The organism is Paenibacillus sp. UNC496MF (assembly GCF_900113915.1).
Lineage (GTDB): Bacteria > Bacillota > Bacilli > Paenibacillales > Paenibacillaceae > Paenibacillus_Z > Paenibacillus_Z artemisiicola.
The window spans coordinates 54570-71338 of the sequence record NZ_FORE01000012.1 but is presented as its reverse complement, the minus strand read 5'-3'; the positions used below and the strand labels follow the sequence as shown (position 1 = coordinate 71338).

General features: G+C 64.9%; 12 protein-coding genes. 6 read left to right on the top strand and 6 right to left on the bottom strand.

The features are described from left to right. The first annotated feature begins 83 nt into the window (after window positions 1-83). From BMZ79_RS21660 to melA, 3 genes are all read left to right on the top strand, one after another. On the top strand, window positions 84-1181 hold the full coding sequence (locus BMZ79_RS21660; RefSeq protein ID WP_090643759.1) for an FG-GAP repeat domain-containing protein: 1098 nt from the start codon (window positions 84-86) through the stop codon (window positions 1179-1181). Next, complete coding sequence (locus BMZ79_RS21655) at window positions 1178-2257, top strand: Gfo/Idh/MocA family protein (protein ID WP_090643757.1); 1080 nt, start codon at window positions 1178-1180, stop codon at window positions 2255-2257. The genes BMZ79_RS21660 and BMZ79_RS21655 overlap by 4 nt, the downstream gene beginning before the upstream one ends. 276 nt (window positions 2258-2533) lie before the next feature. Next, a complete protein-coding gene (melA, locus tag BMZ79_RS21650; RefSeq protein ID WP_090643754.1) occupies window positions 2534-3946 on the top strand; it encodes an alpha-galactosidase in 1413 nt (470 codons plus the stop codon). Window positions 3947-4334: 388 nt separating this feature from the next. Here melA and BMZ79_RS21645 read toward each other — a convergent pair whose 3' ends face one another. Next, a complete protein-coding gene (locus BMZ79_RS21645; RefSeq protein WP_090643751.1) occupies window positions 4335-5807 on the bottom strand; it encodes an aminoacyl-histidine dipeptidase in 1473 nt (490 codons plus the stop codon). 359 nt (window positions 5808-6166) lie between these two features. Here BMZ79_RS21645 and BMZ79_RS21640 point away from each other — a divergent pair, with 359 nt between their 5' ends. After that, window positions 6167-6739: a TetR/AcrR family transcriptional regulator gene (locus BMZ79_RS21640; protein ID WP_090643749.1), complete on the top strand. Its 573-nt coding sequence runs from the start codon at window positions 6167-6169 to the stop codon at window positions 6737-6739. A gap of 317 nt (window positions 6740-7056) precedes the next feature. Then, on the top strand, window positions 7057-8463 hold the full coding sequence (locus BMZ79_RS21635; protein WP_090643746.1) for an MFS transporter: 1407 nt from the start codon (window positions 7057-7059) through the stop codon (window positions 8461-8463). Between the two features lie 152 nt (window positions 8464-8615). Here the strand turns inward: BMZ79_RS21635 and BMZ79_RS21630 are convergent, their stop codons facing one another. From BMZ79_RS21630 to BMZ79_RS21620, 3 genes are all read right to left on the bottom strand, one after another. Then, window positions 8616-9260: an HD domain-containing protein gene (locus BMZ79_RS21630; protein WP_090643744.1), complete on the bottom strand. Its 645-nt coding sequence runs from the start codon at window positions 9258-9260 to the stop codon at window positions 8616-8618. A gap of 266 nt (window positions 9261-9526) precedes the next feature. Further along, window positions 9527-11335, bottom strand: a complete 1809-nt coding sequence (locus BMZ79_RS21625) for an ABC transporter ATP-binding protein (RefSeq protein WP_090644393.1) — start codon at window positions 11333-11335, stop codon at window positions 9527-9529. A 64-nt stretch (window positions 11336-11399) separates the two neighbouring features. Continuing rightward, a complete protein-coding gene (locus BMZ79_RS21620) occupies window positions 11400-13130 on the bottom strand; it encodes an ABC transporter ATP-binding protein (protein ID WP_090643741.1) in 1731 nt (576 codons plus the stop codon). 300 nt (window positions 13131-13430) lie between these two features. On the opposite strand from BMZ79_RS21620, the gene pepT reads away from it, so the two are divergent. After that, entirely contained in the window at window positions 13431-14669 is a 1239-nt protein-coding gene (pepT, locus tag BMZ79_RS21615; protein WP_090643739.1) for a peptidase T, read from the top strand. Between the two features lie 216 nt (window positions 14670-14885). Here pepT and BMZ79_RS21610 read toward each other — a convergent pair whose 3' ends face one another. Then, window positions 14886-15809: a DUF6454 family protein gene (locus BMZ79_RS21610; RefSeq protein ID WP_177222260.1), complete on the bottom strand. Its 924-nt coding sequence runs from the start codon at window positions 15807-15809 to the stop codon at window positions 14886-14888. A gap of 77 nt (window positions 15810-15886) precedes the next feature. Continuing rightward, window positions 15887-16768: a metallophosphoesterase family protein gene (locus tag BMZ79_RS21605; RefSeq protein WP_090643737.1), complete on the bottom strand. Its 882-nt coding sequence runs from the start codon at window positions 16766-16768 to the stop codon at window positions 15887-15889. Window position 16769: the final 1 nt, after the last annotated feature.

The following is a 16769-nucleotide window of genomic DNA, read 5'->3' as shown; positions in this document are numbered from 1 at the left end:
AGCGCTTGCATGGGATACATCCCAAGCATAGCGCATAATCGCAAGACGTACAACAATATTTAGTTGGAGGAGCGTGCGCAATCGTGCTGCAATTCAGGAAGCGCCACCTGTCCGAGGAGAAATACGAAGCCTGCGCCGTGTTCGACGTGAACGGCGACGGCGTGCCGGACATCGTCAGCGGCGCGTACTGGTACGAGGGGCCGGACTTCGCGAAGAAGCATTTTATCTGCGACGTCCTCGCGATCTCGGACTACCATGACGATTTCTCCGATTACCCGATGGACGTCGACGGCGACGGCCGGCTCGACATCGTGACCGGCGCCTGGTGGGGCGAGACGCTGCGCTGGCGCCGCAACCCCGGCGAGACCGGCGCGGCATGGGAGACGTTCGACATCGACCGCTGCGGCAGCATCGAGACGATCCGCTATCTCGATATCGACGGCTGCGGCGTGCCGGAAATTTTCCCGAACACGCCGGGCGCGCCGCAGGCGTTCTACAAGCTCGTTCGCGACGAAGCCGGACGCGGCACCGGCACGTTCGAGAAATACGTCATCGGCGAAGGTCCGAGCGGCCACGGCCTGGGCTTCGTCGACGTGAACGGCGACGGCCGCGCGGACGTCGTGCTGTCCGGCGGCTGGCTGGAGCAGCCGGCGGATCCGTTCGGCGGGCCGTGGACGTTCCATCCGGAGTTCGACCTCGGCAGCGCCAGCGTGCCGGTGCTGGGCCACGACGTGAACGGCGACGGGCTCGTCGACCTGATCGTCGGGCAGGCGCACGATTACGGGCTGCATTGGTACGAGCAAGGCCGGTCGGCGGACGGCTCGCGCACGTGGACGAAGCACGCGATCGACATGTCGGGCTCCCAGTTCCACGACCTTCGGCTGGTCGATCTCGACCTCGACGGCGAGCCCGAGCTGGTCACGGGCAAGCGGTACCGGGCGCACAACGACGGCGACCCCGGCGCGTTCGACGACATCGGCCTCTACTACTACAAGCTCGGCGGCGGCCGCTTCGAGAAGCGCGTCATCGACTACGGCCCGGCGGGCGAGGCTTCCGGCGCCGGCATTTATTTCTGGGTGCAGGACCTGAGCGGCAACGGGTATCCCGACATCGTCGCGCCGGGCAAGGACGGCTTGTACCTGTTCGAAAACTTGGGACCAAGCGAGGGGGAACGGTCATGAGCAAGGTGAGAATCGGTTTCGTCGGCGGCGGCGGGATGGGTCAGATGGCGCATCTCAGCAATTACGCGGTGCTGACGGACGAATGCGAGGTCGTGGCGCTGGCGGAGATCCGGCCGCAATCCGCGGCGCTCGTCGCCGGACGCTACGGCATTCCGGAGGTGTACCCCGACCATCGCGAGCTGCTCGCGAACGCCAAGGTCGACGCCATCGTCGCCCCGCAGCAGTACCGCCACCACGCGGCGCTGATCCCGGATATCCTCCGGGCGGGCGTGCCCGTGTTCACGGAGAAGCCGCTCAGCCTGACCGTGGAAGCCGGCCGCGAACTGGTACGCATCGGCGAGGAGACCGGCACCCTGCATATGGTCGGCTACCACAAGCGCTCCGACCCGGCGATGGAACGCGCCAAGCGGGAGGTCGACGCTTGGCGGGCGAGCGGCGGCTTCGGCAAGCTGCGGAGCATCCGCGTCACCATGCCGCCGGGCGACTGGACGGCCGCGGCCGACAAGCCGCTGAACGCGGGCGACCCGTACCCGGCGCTGCAGCAGGAGCCGGGGCCGGCGGATTACACCGACGAGCAGACGCGCAAGCTGGATATTTTCGTCAACTATTACATCCATCAGGTGAACGCGATCCGCTTCTTCCTCGGCGGCGAGAACTACAAGCTGACGTTCGGCGACCGCGCCGGCGTGCTGCTCGCCGGCGAAAGCGACGGCGGCGTCACGGTCAGCCTGGAGATGGCGCCGTACCTCACGTCGATCGAATGGCACGAGCACGTCATCGTCGCCTTCGAGCACGGCTTCGTCCGGGTCGACCTCCCCGCTCCGCTCGTCCGCCAGCAGGCGGGCAAGGTAACGATCTACAAGGACGGCCCCGGCGCCGGCGAGCCGGAGATCGTCCAGCCGGTCATGCCGAACGTCTCGGCCATGCGCAACCAGGCCCGCAACTTCCTGGCGGCCGTCCGCGGCGAACGCCCGGCGCCCTGCACGTCCAAGGAAGCGCTCGAGGATCTGATCTTCGCCCGCTCGTACATCGACTACATGTCCCGCACCTACGGCGTGGGGCTGGCCAGGGTTTAGAGCCGTAAGGAGCAGGCGGAGCCTGCTCCTTGCGGCGTTGGCGCGAGAGCGCGCAAGCGGCATTGAGCGCGCAGGCGCCGTTGAGCGCTTGGCAGATTTGAGCGTTTTCGACAGTGAACGCAAACCAATCCCCTTAACTGGTCGTCCTAATAATCAGTTTTACCCACTGAATCGTGTTAATGAGTAATCCGATGACCACAGCGAGCGGAGACCCGTACCACCCGCAAGCCCATGCTTCCTCCTTTTATTTACCATTCCAAAGAACGGGGTGTTCGTATGAGAAGAGTCGCCATCATCGGCGCCGGCAGCGTCGTCTTCTGCAAAACGCTGATCCTGGACATCATGGCCACCGAGGCGCTCGAAGAAACCGAGTTCGTGCTCATGGCGCCGTCCACGAACAAGACGACCCACGTGAAAGCCTACATCGACCGCGTCATCGCGCATAACAACCTGAAGGCCGCGGTCTCGATCACGACCGACCGCCGCGAAGCGCTCGCCGGCGCGAACTACGTCATCTGCTCCTTCCAGATCGGCGGCTTGGCCGCATTCGAGCTCGACTACAAGATTCCGCTCAAATACGGCGTCGACCAATGCATCGGCGATACGCTGGGACCGGGCGGCGTCTTCCGCGCCTTGCGCAGCATCCCCGTCATCCTCGACGTCGCGCGCGACATGGAGGAGCTGTGCCCGAACGCGATATTGCTCAATTACGTCAACCCGATGGCGATGATCTGCTGGGCGCTCGGCGAAACGAACATCCAATACGTCGGCCTGTGCCACGGCGTGCAGACGACGCTCGATCTCATCTCCGGCTACACCGGCGTGCCGAAGCAGGAGATCGATTTCGTGACCGGCGGCATCAACCACATGGGCTGGTTTCTCCGGATCGAGCACGAGGGCCGGGACCTCTACCCGCTCCTGCGCGAGAAGTTCGAGCAGCCGGAATTTTACGTCAACGAGAAGGTGCGCGGGGAAGTGTTCCGGCATTTCGGCTATTTCATGACGGAGTCGACGGGCCATCTGTCCGAATACGTGCCGTGGTTCCGCCACAGCCGCAAGGCGCTGGACCTGTACTGCGACGAGCCCGCGTTCGGCGGCGAATCGGGCGCGTACTACAATTGGTGCATCTACGTGGCGGGCAAGTACAAGGAATCCGACCTCCTGACGGACGAATCGTCCGAGCTGCCGCCGCGGAGCATCGAATATTGCGCGTACATCATCGAAGCGCTCGAGACGGGCAAGCCGTTCAAATTCAGCGGCAACCTGCGCAACAACGGCATGATCAAGAATCTGCCGGACGACTGCTGCGCGGAAGGGCTCGTGTACGCCGACCGGACCGGCATCCACCGGACGATCGTCGGCGAGCTGCCGCCGCAATGCGCCGCGCTGAACCAGACGAACATCAACGTCCAGCGGCTCGCCGTCCTGGCCGCCAAGTCCGGCGATCCCGAGACCGTCGTGCAGGCGATCGCGCTCGATCCGCTGACCGCCTCCGTGCTGACGCTCAAGGAAATCCGCGACATGGTTACGGAGATGCTGGACGCCGAAAGCGAATGGCTGCCGCAGTTCGGCAACCGCCGGCCGCGCCCGACGCCGACGATTCCGATCCCGGCCGACGTGAAGGGCGCCGACGTGCCGATCGACCCGGCGCTCGCCATCTTCGCGCGCCTCGGGGAGCTGGCGCAGTAGCGGCATACGTGGCCTGAAAAAAGCCTAACCCCGGGCCGGATGCTTCCGGCGCCGGGGTTAGGCTTTTCGGGTTGGGGGCCGAGGTCGTGGAGCCGGCGGCGGAACCGCCGAGCGGCCCGCCAAGCGGACACCAGCGCCGCTATTTTGCGTTTTCGGCCGGTTTTGCGTATTTCGCGGCCATTCGTTCCGCTATTAGGGCCTAAAGTGGTGCCGCGCACGGTGTTTCACGCCATTAACGGCTCTGGCGGCCGCGAAACTCGCGAATTGCGCGACTTCCGCCAAATAGCGGCTCCCGGGTCCGGCAACGTCCGGCGGAACCGCCGACTGACACCGCCGAGCCGCCCGCCAACAAAAAAACCGCCGGGTTCCCCCGGCGGTTCATCGCGTTTTACCCTTTCAACGCCGCAAGCACGTCCTCCAGGAACGCCCACGTCCGCTCCACCGACGAAATCGACAGGTGCTCGTCCGGCGTGTGGATCTCGTACATGTTCGGCCCGAAGGAGACGGCGTCGAGGTCGGGCATTTTCTCGATCAGCACGCCGCATTCGAGGCCGGCATGGATCGCCTTGATCTCGATCGGCTTGCCGAAGCGCTTGTCGTATGCCGCCTCGATCACGGGGCGCAGCTTGGAGTCCGCGCGGTACGGCCAGCCCGGGAAATAGTGGTCCGTGCGAAACTCGCAGCCGACCGCTTCCGCCAGCGTCGCCATCGTACGCACAACGTCGTCGGTCTGCGAGCGCACGGAGCTGCGCGCCAAGCTTTGCATCACGACATGCGTCTCGTTCACGGACACGACGCCGAGGTTGGAGGACGTGCGCACGAGGTTGCCGATCGCCTTGTCCATGCTCAGCACGCCGTTCGGAATGAGCGCCAGCAAGCGGATGACGGCCGTTTTCACGTCGTCCGCGAACGCCCTTCCGGCGGAGTCGCCCGCATCGAAGCCCGCCTGCAGCGTGATCGAGACGCCCTTGTCGCTCGCCTGGAACTCGTCCCGCAGAATGGCGTTCAGCTCCGCGATCCGCGCTTCGACCGCCTCCTTCGCCGCGGCGTCGAGGTACACCGCCGCTTCCGCTTCGCGCGGAATGGCGTTGACCTTCATCCCGCCGCCGACGCCCGCCAGCTCGAACGCGGCATGGCGGCGCAGGTCGTCCAGCACGCGGCCGAGCAGCTTGTTCGCGTTCCCGCGCTCATGGATGATGTCGTCGCCCGAGTGGCCGCCCATCAGCCCTTGCACGGCGATCGTGTGCGGCTCGCCCGCGAACGAACCCGCTTCCTTCCACGCCAGCGGCACGGTATGGTACGCGTTGATGCCGCCGGCGCTGCTCACGAACAGAATCCCTTCGCGGTCGGAGTCGAAATTGATCATCATCCGGCCTTTCAGCGGGGACGCGTCGAGCTTGAACGCGCCGCCCATGCTCGTTTCCTCCTCCGTCGTCAGAAGGATCTCCAGCTCCGGGTGCGCCATGTCCGGCGAATCGATGATCGTCATCGCCGTCGCGACCGCGATGCCGTTGTCCGCGCCGAGCGTCGTGCCCTGCGCGTAAATCATGTCGCCGTCGATTTTGAACCGGATCGGATCCTTCGTGAAGTCGTGCACGGTCGACTTGTTCTTCTCGGTGACCATGTCCAGGTGGCCTTGGAAAATCACGATCGGCGCGCGCTCGTACCCGGGCGCCGCCGGCTTGCGGATGATCAGGTTATGCCGGTCGTCCTGCAGCACCGTGCAGTTCCGCGCGCGCGCGAAATCCGCCACGAAGTCGCTGACCGCCTTCTCGTTGCCGGATCCGCGGGGAATGCGCGACAGTTCCTCGAAAAACCGAATGACCCGGCTGTCGCCGGTATAGACGTTGTCTGGGCTCATATGTAAAAAATCCTCCTTAATCAAATAAATGGCCTATGCTTCCAGTGTAGCGCATGCGCCTTCAAAACGCCAAATATGGCGATTGGTTTGCGTTCACTGGCGTAAGTCAGGGAATGCAGCATGCGCCTGCTTCGGAAGCATAAGCTTGGCGCAAGGCGCTTGGTTTGCGTGTACCGACGGAGGTCGGGAATGCAGCATGCGCCCGCTTCCTCGAATAGGGACATGCAGCATGCGCTACTTCGGGAGCATAACCTTGGCGATTGGTTTGGACGAACTCTCAAAAAAAATTTGACAATCGCTTCCTCGATATGGTATTTATTTATTAGTCAATAAATATCGCTTAAGGAGCCGCCCACGCCATGACAGCCAAAGAAGAAGCCGCCCAAAACCGCAAAGAACAGATTCTCGACGCCGCCGCGGCGCTGTTCGCGGAAAACGGCTACTACAAGACGACGACCGCCGAAGTCGCCCGATCCGTGGGCGTGACGCAGCCTTACGTCTTTCATTTCTTCAAGTCCAAAGAAGCTCTCTACCTCGCCGTGCTGGACCGGGCCTACCGGCGCATCGTCAACGCTTTCGCCGCCGTGCAGGCGCCGCCCGAGAAGCTGCAGGAAACGATGGGCAAGGCGTTCGTGGACCTGCTCTGGGACCATCGCGACGAAATCCTGCTCGTCATGATGTCGTACACCACGCCCGAAACCGCCGTGCGCGACTATACCCGCAAGGAATTCGGCACGATCTACGAACGCGTCAAAGCCCGCTTCGAGCAGGCCGGACTCGAGGACGCCGCGGACAAGGCGAGCAATTTCATCGGCCACGGCCTCCTGATCGCCATGTCGGAAACGCTGGACCTGCCGCACCTATGCCGTTGGCGCGACAAGGCTCCCGAGAAGTACGCAGCGCTCGAAGACCCGGAACACCCCGGTTCTTGAGTGCATCGTTGAAAGCAGCGGAAATCGCAATCCCGTTGCTTTTTATTAGCACAACTGTTTATTAATCAATAAATAAACTCCACGTTTCTTTTGGCGCCTTGATTTATTTATCGATAAATTAACTCTCTTCTCCAAGTCGGCGTCACATCCACTCCTAGGTCAGTCCTCCGTTTCTTATCCGCAGCCCTGCCGACGCCAATGTCATCTCTTTTTTTATCCGCTTATTTAGTTATCCATAAATAAAAATAGGCGCAAAAGCAGCCCTGCCTGTCATTTATGGATTCAATAATCAACCTCATAAAGGAGTGTTTCGTTCCATGTTCACCTCGTCCCGCGTCAAACTGCTCGTCGTCACGTGCGCCGCGCTCTTCATGGCCATGCTCGACAATCTCGTCATCGGGGTCGCGCTCCCCTCCATTCAGGAGTCGTTCCACGCCGGCATGTCCGACCTGGAATGGTTCATGAACGCTTACACGCTCGCCTTCGCCGTCCTGCTCATCCCGTTCAGCGTCCTCGGCGAACGGTTCGGCCGCAAGCGCATGTTCCTGACCGGCATCGTCCTGTTCACCCTCGGCTCCGCCATGTCCGGCATCAGCGAAAGCTCCATTCAACTCATCCTCGCCCGGGCGCTGCAAGGGGTCGGCGGCGCCGCGATCGTGCCGCTCAGCCTGACGCTCGTCAACGGCGCGTTTCCCCCGGACAAACGGGCGGCGGCGCTCGGCATCTGGTCCGGCATTTCCGGGCTCGGCCTCTCCGTCGGCCCGCTCGTCGGCGGCCTCATCGTCAACGGCGCTCCTTGGCAGCTGATCTTCTGGGTCAACGTGCCCGTCGGCATCGTCGCCTTCCTGCTCGGCATGCGCTGGCTTCCGGAAACGCGCGGCGATCGCAAGCCGATCGATCCGCTCGGCATCGCGCTCCTCGGCGCCGGCCTGTTCGGCATCGTCTTCGGTCTGGAACGCGGCAATACCGACGGCTGGAGCTCGGCGACCGTCATTTCCCTGCTGGCCGGAGGCGTCGTGCTCCTCGCGCTGTTCTATCTCTGGGAACGCAGCCGCAAGCGGCCGTTCGTCCAATTCGAGCTGTTCCGCAGTCCGAAATACAGCAGCTTCGTCATCGCGGGCTTCTGGATGAACGCCGGCATCTTCTGCGCCATCTTCCTGCTCACGCTGTTCCTGCAGCAAGCCCAAGGCTTCTCCGCCCTGGAAGCCGGCGTCCGCGAAATGGCCTGGACCGGCTGCACCATGCTCGCCGCCCCGCTTGCGGGCCTCGCCGTCGGCAAGCTCGGCACCCGCGCCGTCCTGACGACCGGCCTGCTGCTGCAAACCGGCGCCCTGCTCGGGTTCGGCCTGCTCATCGCGAATCTCGGCGTCGACTTCCCGTTCGGCTACATGCTGCCGTTCATGATGATGGCGGGCGCCGGCATGGGGCTCAGCTTCACGCCGCTCTCCCACGGCCTGCTCTCCTCCGTGCCGGAATCCGCCGCGGGCGAAGCCAGCGGCATGAGCAACGCGATGCGGGAGCTCGGCGGCGTGTTCGGCATCGCCATCGGCGGGCTGGTGTTCCAATCCGGCGCCGCCGTCCGGACCCCCGCCGACTTCGGCGATCACATCGTGCCGGCCTTGTTCGCCGGCGCGGCCATGATCGCGATCAGCCTGCTCAGCGTCATCGCCGTCCGCGGCCGACACGCTGCCCGCCGCGCGCAAGCCGCGAACGATCCGGCGTAAGCCTGGCCCGCGGACGCGAGGGTCTCCGCCGGTGCGGACGCTCCTCCGGCCTGCGCGGATGCGAGGCGCCGCCGCAGGTACGGCGCGCCTCGAACGCCAACACAAAAAGCCGAACGCGGTTGCGTTCGGCTTTTTGACATGTCGGACCTGCCTTACACCTGCCTTGATCCACTGGCCCGGCCTGCGCCCCGTCCCCCGGGCGCGTGCCCAGCCGAATACCCCTTCGCCACCGCTTCCTCCAGCAAGCTATGAACGAAGCCCCCCAGGCCCGGCGCCGCCTCGGCGACGATCGCCATGCGTTTCCGCACGGCGTCGGCGCGGACGCCGTGCGCCCGCCACGCCTTGCCCTCGGTGCAGAAATTGTGCAAGACCGGATGCAGCCGGTCCATCGCCAAGGCATACTTCGCTTCCGGCGTCCGGCCTTCCTCGAATTCGAGCCACAGCGCCATCCAGGCGTCCCGCTGGTCCTCCGGCAGCAGCCCGAAGATCCGCTTGGCCGCGGCGACCTCGCGCTCCCATTTGTCCGCGTGGCCTTGAACGTCGTAGGCGAACGTGTCGCCGGCGTCGATCTCGACCAGGTCATGCACGAGCAGCATGTGCACGGTCTTCTTCAGGTCGAGCGCCGCGTCCGCCGCGTGCTCCTGCAGCAGCAGCGCCATGACGGCGATGTGCCACGTATGCTCCGCGTCGTTCTCGCGCCGCTCGCCGTTCATCAGGTAGGCTTGGCGCAGCACGTGCTTCAAGCCGTCGATCTCGCGAATGAACGCGATTTGTTTGGCGATCCGTTCGTTTTCCATTGGTTTTCATGCTCCTTTTCCGTCGTTCGTACTTTCCATCGTTTCCTCATCATACCGCCCCGAAGGCTGCCTGCAACAGGACATCGGTCCCGTGCAGCCGCCTCGCCCCCCGCCCAAAGCCGTGACGCGAGCGAAAAAAGACGCTCCCCAAGCGGCGCCGCCCGGGAAACGTCTCTTCTATCCGTTCAATGACCGCGAAGCTGCGCTGTTTTCACCTTGCCAGCCTTGCCAGCCTTGCCAGCCCTTAACGCGACGCCGGCCGGCCGTTATCCGCCGCTTAGCACCGCGCCGAACTGATTGGTGAACATGTCGTAGTACACGCCGCGCCGCTCCATCAGCTCGTCGTGCGAGCCGCGCTCCACGATGCTGCCGCGGTCGATGACCATGATCGTGTCGGCGTCGCGGATCGTGTTCAGCCGGTGGGCGATGACGAAGCTGGTGCGGTCCTGCAGCACGCCCTTCAGCGCGTCCTGGATGTGCAGCTCGGTCCGCGTATCGATGCTGCTCGTCGCCTCGTCGAGAATGAGGATTGACGGATCCGCGAGAATGACGCGCGCGATCGCGAGCAGCTGCCGCTGCCCCTGGCTCAGGTTGCTGCCGTTCTCCGCGAGCACCGTGTCGTACCGCTGCGGCAGCCGGCGGATGAACGGCGCCGCGTTCGCCAGCGCCGCCGCCCGCTCCATCTCCGCGTCCGTGGCGTCCGGCTTGCCGTACTTGATGTTCTCCCGGATCGTGCCGGAGAACAGGTACGTATCCTGCAGCACGATGCCGAACGCCTGCCGCAGGCTGTCCTTCGTGTACGCGCGGATGTCGCGGCCGTCGATCGCGATGGAGCCGCCCGTCACGTCGTAGAACCGCGTCAGCAGGTTGACGATCGTCGTTTTGCCCGCGCCCGTCGACCCGATCAGCGCGGTGCTCGTGCCCTCCGCCGAATCGAAGCTGACGCCCTGCAGGATCGGCCGGTCCGCGCGGTAGCCGAACGAGACGTTGTCGAACACGACGTGCCCCCGCGGATTCGCGAGCCGGACCGCGCCCGGCGGGTCCGCCGGCTCCTCCTCCTCGTCCAGCACCTCGAACACGCGCTCCGCGCCCGCCACGCCGGACTGCAGCATGTTGAACAGATTCGCCAAGTCGATGAGCGGCCGCACGAACTGCCGGGAATAGCTGAGGAAGCTCGCGATGACCCCGACCGTGATATGGCCGTTCACCGCCAGCAGCCCGCCGACGATGGCGACGGCCGCGAAGCCGAGGTTGTTGATGACGTTCATGATCGGCATGAGGAAGCCGGAACGAATCTGCGCCTTAATGCCGACCTCGCACAGCTCCGCGTTGATCGCCTCGAACTCGTCGATCGCTTTCCCTTCGCGGTTGAACGCTTTGACGATCTCGATGCCGGATATCGTCTCCTCGACATGGCCGTTCAGCAGGCCGAGCTTATTCTGCTGATCCTTGAACAGCGGCCCCGTCGAGCGGGCGATCGAGCGGGTCAGGAAGTAGACCGCCGGCACCGTGACGAGGCTCGCGAGCGTCAGCAGCGGGCTCAGGACGAGCATCATCACGAGCGCGCCCGCGATGGAGATCGAGCCGGTCATGACCTGCGCGGCCGACTGGGCGACCGTATTGCTCACGTTGTCGATGTCGTTGGACATCCGGCTCATCAGGTCGCCGTGCGTCCGCGTGTCGAAGAACCGGATCGGCAGCTTGTGCAGCTTCTCGAACAGCGCCGCGCGCAGCCGGCCGACGATCCGCTGCGAAGCGCCGGCCATCAGCCAGCCCTGCGCGAACGTCAGCCCGCCGTCGGCGACGTAGGAGACGACCATCGCGAGCAGCGCGAGCTCGAGCGCGCCGAAGTCGACGCCCCCCGCGTTCGCGGTCATGGCGTCGATCGCGCGGCCGATCAAGTACGGCGCCGCCAGCATGATGAGCGAATCGACGAGGATGATGACGAAGACGGCCGTCAGCAGCTTCCGCTCGCCGCCGAAATACGACCAGAGGCGCCGGAGCGTCGCCTTCAGGTTCTTCGGCTTGACGACGGGGCCGCCGCGTCCCGGGCGGCCCCGGCCGGCCATGCCCATCGGCGGCGGGCCGGAAGGCGCTCCCGCGCCGCCGCCCGCTTGCCCGCGCTGGCTTTCGTCGCGCTCAGACATTCGCCCTCGCCTCCTTGCCGGTCTGCGACCGGTAGATTTCCTGGTACGTCCGGCAGGTCCGCATCAGCTCGTCGTGCTTGCCGGATCCCACGATCTCGCCGTTGTCGAGCACGACGATCCGGTCGGCGTCCATGACGGACGTCATGCGCTGCGCGATCAGGAGGCAGGTCAAGCCTTCGGCGTATTCCCGCAGCGCCGCCTTGATGCGCGTCTCGGTCGCCGCGTCGACGGCGCTCGTGCAATCGTCGAGGATCAGAATCGCCGGCTGGCGCACGAGCGCCCGCGCGATGGACAAGCGCTGCTTCTGGCCGCCGGACAGGTTGACGCCGCCTTGGCCGAGCTTCGTGTCGTAGCCGTCGGGAGACGCGGCGATGAATTCATGGGCTTGCGCCATCTTGGCGGCCCGGACCATTTCCTCTTCCGTGGCGTCCTCCTTGCCCCAGAGCAGGTTGTCGCGGATCGTGCCGGTGAACAGCACCGTCTTCTGCGGCACGATCGCGATCCTCTCGCGCAGCCGCTTCGGCTCGACGTCGCGCACGTCCGTCCCGTCGACCTCCACCGTGCCGGCAGCCGCGTCGTAGAAGCGCGGAATGAGGGAGACGAGCGTGGTCTTGCCCGAGCCCGTCGACCCGATGATGCCGATCGTCTCGCCCGGCCGGCAGTCCAGCGTGACGTCGCGCAGCACGGCATCCGTGCCGCCGTACGCGAACGACACGCCCTTGAACGAGACGCTGCCCGCCGCCTGGGGCTCGGCCGCCGCGCCGTCCTTCCAGGTCATGTCGTCGCGCTCCGCGAACACTTCGCCGATCCGCTCCGACGACGCTTTCGCCCGGACGAACAGGTTGAACACGTTGGAGATCATGAGCAGCGAGAACAGGATTTGCGTCATGTAGTTGATGAACGCGATGATATGCCCGACCTGCATGTGACCCTCGTCGACCCGGTGGCCGCCGAGCCAGATGACCGCGACGATGCCGAAGTTGACCGTCAGCATGATGCCCGGGCCGAAGACGGACATCATCCGCATGGCGCGCGTGGTGATCTCCCGGTACGACCGGTTCACGCCGCCGAATTTGTCCGTCTCGAACTCGAACCGGTTGAACGCCTTGACGACGCGCACGCCGGACAAGTATTCGCGGGAGACGCCGTTCAGCCGGTCGAGCGCCTTCTGCACGCGCGAAAACAGCGGAAAGCCGATCCGCATGTTACAGACGATCAGGACCGCCACCATCGGCACGACGACGGCGAGCACGACCGACAGCGGCGGATTCAGCCGGATCGCCATGAAGAGGCTGCCGAGACAGATGAGCGGCGACTTGACGAAGATCCGCATCAGGCCGTTCGTGAAGTTCTGCAGCTGGGTGACGTCGTTGGTGAGCCGGGTGACGAGAGACGCGCGGTCGAACTTGTCGATGCTCGTGAAGCTCAGCGTCTGAATCTTGCGGAACAGGTCCGACCGCAGCTTGGTGCCGAAGTTGAGCGACACGTGGCTGGAGATGACGTTGCGCATCGTGGCGGCCACCGCTCCGAACGCGGTGACGAGCAGCATGTATCCGCCGAAGCGGAAGACGTAATTCAGGTCCTTGTTCTGCACCCCGACGTCGATGATGCGCGACATGAGCGTCGGCTGCAGCAGGTCGCAAAGCGCTTCCAGCGTCAAAAACAGGATCGCCGCGGCGAACGGCTTGCCGAACCGCCGCAAATATGGACTCAAGTAACGCAAGCGCAGGACTCCCTTGCCGATTGAATGGTCTGCTTCTTTCCTACTTTTCGCAATCCGACGTGGCGACTCTTCTTCCGATTCTTCCTCCGACTTCTTCTTCCGACTTCTTCTTCCGGCGTTTCTTCCGATTTTCTTCCCGGATGCCTTCCGGCCTCCCTGTAAGCCGCTCTTCGTTCTGCCCGCTTCCGCCCCGTCCCTCGCGGGGAATCCATCAACCGTCTGCCGTGTCCGCTCTTATACTTCTCATTATAACTTGTGGTACGATAGGAGGGAAATGAAACCGCAAAGGAGCGTGCGACCATGAAAGAAGAACTGTTGAACCGATTCACTTCATACATAACGATCGACACCCAATCCGACGACGACAGCGATACCTGCCCTTCCACCGCGGGCCAATGGGACCTGGCGCGGCATCTCGAGCGCGAGCTGAAGGAGATCGGCCTGACGGAAGTAACCTTGGACGAGAACGGCTACGTCATGGCGACGCTGCCGGCGAACACGGACAAGGAAGGCGTGCCGACGATCGGCTTCATCGCCCACATGGACACCGCGACGGACTTCACCGGCGCCGGCGTCAAGCGCCAGATCGTCGAGAACTACGACGGCGGCGACATCGTGCTGAACCGCGGGCTGAACATCGTGCTGTCGCCGCGCGAGTTCCCGGAGCTGGTTACCTACAAAGGCCAGACGCTCGTCACGACCGACGGCACGACGCTGCTCGGCGCCGACGACAAGGCGGGCATCACCGAGATCGTCACCGCCATGGCGTATTTGGTCCAACACCCGGAGATCAAGCACGGCCGCATTCGCGTCGCGTTCACGCCGGACGAAGAGATCGGGCGCGGCCCGCATAAGTTCGACGTGCCCGCCTTCGGCGCGGACTTCGCCTACACGATGGACGGCGGCCCGCTCGGCGAGCTGGAGTACGAGAGCTTCAACGCCGCCCAGGCGGTCCTGACGTTCAAGGGCGTCAACGTGCATCCCGGCACGGCGAAGGGCAAGATGATCCATTCCGCCAAAATCGCCATGGCGTTCCACGACCGCCTGCCCGCGGGCGAAGCGCCGGAGTTTACCGAGGGCTACGAAGGGTTCTACCATCTGATCTCGCTTCAGGGCAACACGGAACAGACGAAGCTCGTCTACATCATCCGGGACCACGACAAGGAGCTCTTCGCGCACCGCAAGGCGACCGTCGAAGCGATCGCCGATGAGTTCCGCCAGACGTACGGCGAGGACCGCATCGTGCTCGACCTGAAGGACCAGTACTACAACATGCGCGAGAAAATCGAGCCGGTCAAATACATCGTCGACATTGCCCACGAAGCGATGACGAACCTCGGCATCGCGCCGATCGTGAAGGCGATCCGCGGCGGCACGGACGGCTCCCAGCTGTCGTACATGGGCCTGCCGACGCCGAATATTTTCGCCGGCGGGGAGAACTTCCACGGCAAGTTCGAATACGTCTCCCTCGAGACGATGCAGAAGGCGACGGAGGTCATCGTGGAAGTCGCGAAGCTGGTGGAGCAGCGCGGTCAATAGCGGAAACGGCACCGCCGGCGACGTATGGCGCGTCCGGCGAACGCGCAAGGCTGCGAACGGCGGACGCGAGGCGCAATCGGCGAGCGCGTAAGGCCGACCGGCGGACGCGCGTCAAGACCGCGGATCGGGCACCACACACGCCACACACGCCATACACGCCATACACGCCATACACGCAAAAAAGATGCCGGGTCGCCTCCGGCATCTTTTTGCGTTTCACGCCTGCCCTGCCGAATCGCCGCTTGCGGGCGGCTCTGCGTCTTCGCCTTCGCCGTCCGGCTCCAGGCGCTCGCTCTCGTACGCCAGCAGCGCCCCGCGGCCGTCGTCCGGCACCGCGTACAGCCGGAGCCGGTCCCCCGCGCGCTCCAGGAAGACCGGGTTGCGCGTCAGCACGTGGCCTCCGGGCGAATATAGCGCGACCGGCACTTCATGGACCGCCGAGAGCGTATCCAGGTCGATCAGCGCCAAGCCGCCCAGCTCGTACGGCGCGGCCCCGGCTCTCGCAAGTCCCGGCGCCGGCAGCTCGGCGATGCCGCTCAGGAGCAGCTGCCCGCCGCCCGCGTAATGGCCGTCCTGGTAGTCGACGAAGTGGCTGCCGTTGGCTTTCGCGCGCAGCAGCCGCCCCGTCCGGTCCCACTCGTAGAAGACGCGCGAGCCCCAGCTATAGCCTACGAGCCGGCCGCTTCGGCCGTCGCAGGCCACGCCGCCGACGTGATCCGGCACGCGGAACGCTTCCTCCGCCGCCAGCGTGCGCGGATCCACGCGGTAGACGATCGCCCGGCTGTTCGGCCGGTACTCGGCGACCGGCACCCACAGGCTTTCGCCGTCGTAATCGAGGCCGCCCGGATGGTACTGGTCGCCCTCGCCGAGCGTCGTCTCCCGCACGAGCCGCCCCGCGCCGTCGAAGACGAACAGGCGGCCGATCCCCTTGCCCGGCGAACGGTCGTGTCCGTCCGCCCGGTTCGCCTCGCGAACGGGGACCTCGGTCAGCTCGACCGAGGACAAGTAATACAGTTCTCCGATCCGGATCATGCCTTGGGCGTGGCCGTTGTCGAACTGCAGGCCGATCTCGGCCCGCGCCTCCCAAGCCGTGCCGCGCGTCAGCTTCCGGAACAACGCGGTCAGCCGCGGATCCTCCATAAGCGTCCGTCCTCCCGATGTCGTATGTGCATGCATGCCTCGTTCGCCACCATTATAACCCGGCCGCGGCCGCGCGCCTACGGCCGCGGATACGCCAATTCGTACCGCGCGCCCGCGATCCAGGCGCCCCGCTCGAAGTCCCGGCCGCGCACGATGACGCGGTCGCGGTACACCTCGACGTCGTAGCCTTGGCTGCCTTCCTTGCGCTCGTCCGCGTCCGTCCACAGGTACGCGACCGAAGCGGCGTTGAACATCGGCGGCAGCGCCTCGTCCCCCGCGAAATGGTTATGCGCCGCTTCCATCTCCCAGTGCGTGTGGCCCGAGAACAGGATCGCGCCGCCGCGATGCCGGGCGAGCACCGCCTTCAGCTCCGCGTCCTGCACGACGCCGTGCCAGTTTTGCCCCGTCCGGGAGCCGGCCACCGTGTCCAGCAAGGGCTGATGCAGGAAGACGAACGCGGGCAGCCGCGAAGACGCGCCCTCGTCCAGCTTCGCCGCGAGCCAGGCGAGCTGCTCGCCGGACAACGACGCGTGCAGCTCGTGGTTCGTCTCGGTGCCGAGGAAAATAAAATGTACCCCCTCGATCCAATGGTCGTGATACGGCGCGGGCATCTCCGTCGCGGACAAGAAGTTCGCGATGCGGGATTCCCTCTCGCCCAGGCCGACATCGTGGTTGCCCATGGTCAGCCGCAGCTCGGGCAGCCGCGCCCGGTGCGCGTCCCAGATATGCCGAAACGCAGCGTATTCGTCCGGGAACCCGTGATCGGTCACGTCCCCGACGTGCATGATGCCGGCGCTGTCCGGCGCCGTCTCGGCGATATCCGCCAGCGCCCGCGCCAGGCGGCGATTGTAGAGATGGCCCCCGTCCGCCCGGACATGCGTATCCGTGATGACTTGAAACCGGAGCAGCCGCTCCTCGGACCGCGCGTCTCCTTGCGCTTTCGGACCGTTCGCTTCCATC

What these genes read in the sequence shown, in the direction of transcription:
- BMZ79_RS21625 (WP_090644393.1), bottom strand. Translation starts at nt 11,335, where the DNA reads ATGGGCATGGCCGGCCGGGGCCGCCCGGGACGCGGCGGCCCCGTCGTC.
- melA (WP_090643754.1), top strand. Translation starts at nt 2,534, where the DNA reads ATGAGAAGAGTCGCCATCATCGGCGCCGGCAGCGTCGTCTTCTGCAAA.
- BMZ79_RS21610 (WP_177222260.1), bottom strand. Translation starts at nt 15,809, where the DNA reads ATGGAGGATCCGCGGCTGACCGCGTTGTTCCGGAAGCTGACGCGCGGC.
- BMZ79_RS21630 (WP_090643744.1), bottom strand. Translation starts at nt 9,260, where the DNA reads ATGGAAAACGAACGGATCGCCAAACAAATCGCGTTCATTCGCGAGATC.
- BMZ79_RS21655 (WP_090643757.1), top strand. Translation starts at nt 1,178, where the DNA reads ATGAGCAAGGTGAGAATCGGTTTCGTCGGCGGCGGCGGGATGGGTCAG.
- pepT (WP_090643739.1), top strand. Translation starts at nt 13,431, where the DNA reads ATGAAAGAAGAACTGTTGAACCGATTCACTTCATACATAACGATCGAC.
- BMZ79_RS21635 (WP_090643746.1), top strand. Translation starts at nt 7,057, where the DNA reads ATGTTCACCTCGTCCCGCGTCAAACTGCTCGTCGTCACGTGCGCCGCG.
- BMZ79_RS21640 (WP_090643749.1), top strand. Translation starts at nt 6,167, where the DNA reads ATGACAGCCAAAGAAGAAGCCGCCCAAAACCGCAAAGAACAGATTCTC.
- BMZ79_RS21605 (WP_090643737.1), bottom strand. Translation starts at nt 16,768, where the DNA reads ATGGAAGCGAACGGTCCGAAAGCGCAAGGAGACGCGCGGTCCGAGGAG.
- BMZ79_RS21645 (WP_090643751.1), bottom strand. Translation starts at nt 5,807, where the DNA reads ATGAGCCCAGACAACGTCTATACCGGCGACAGCCGGGTCATTCGGTTT.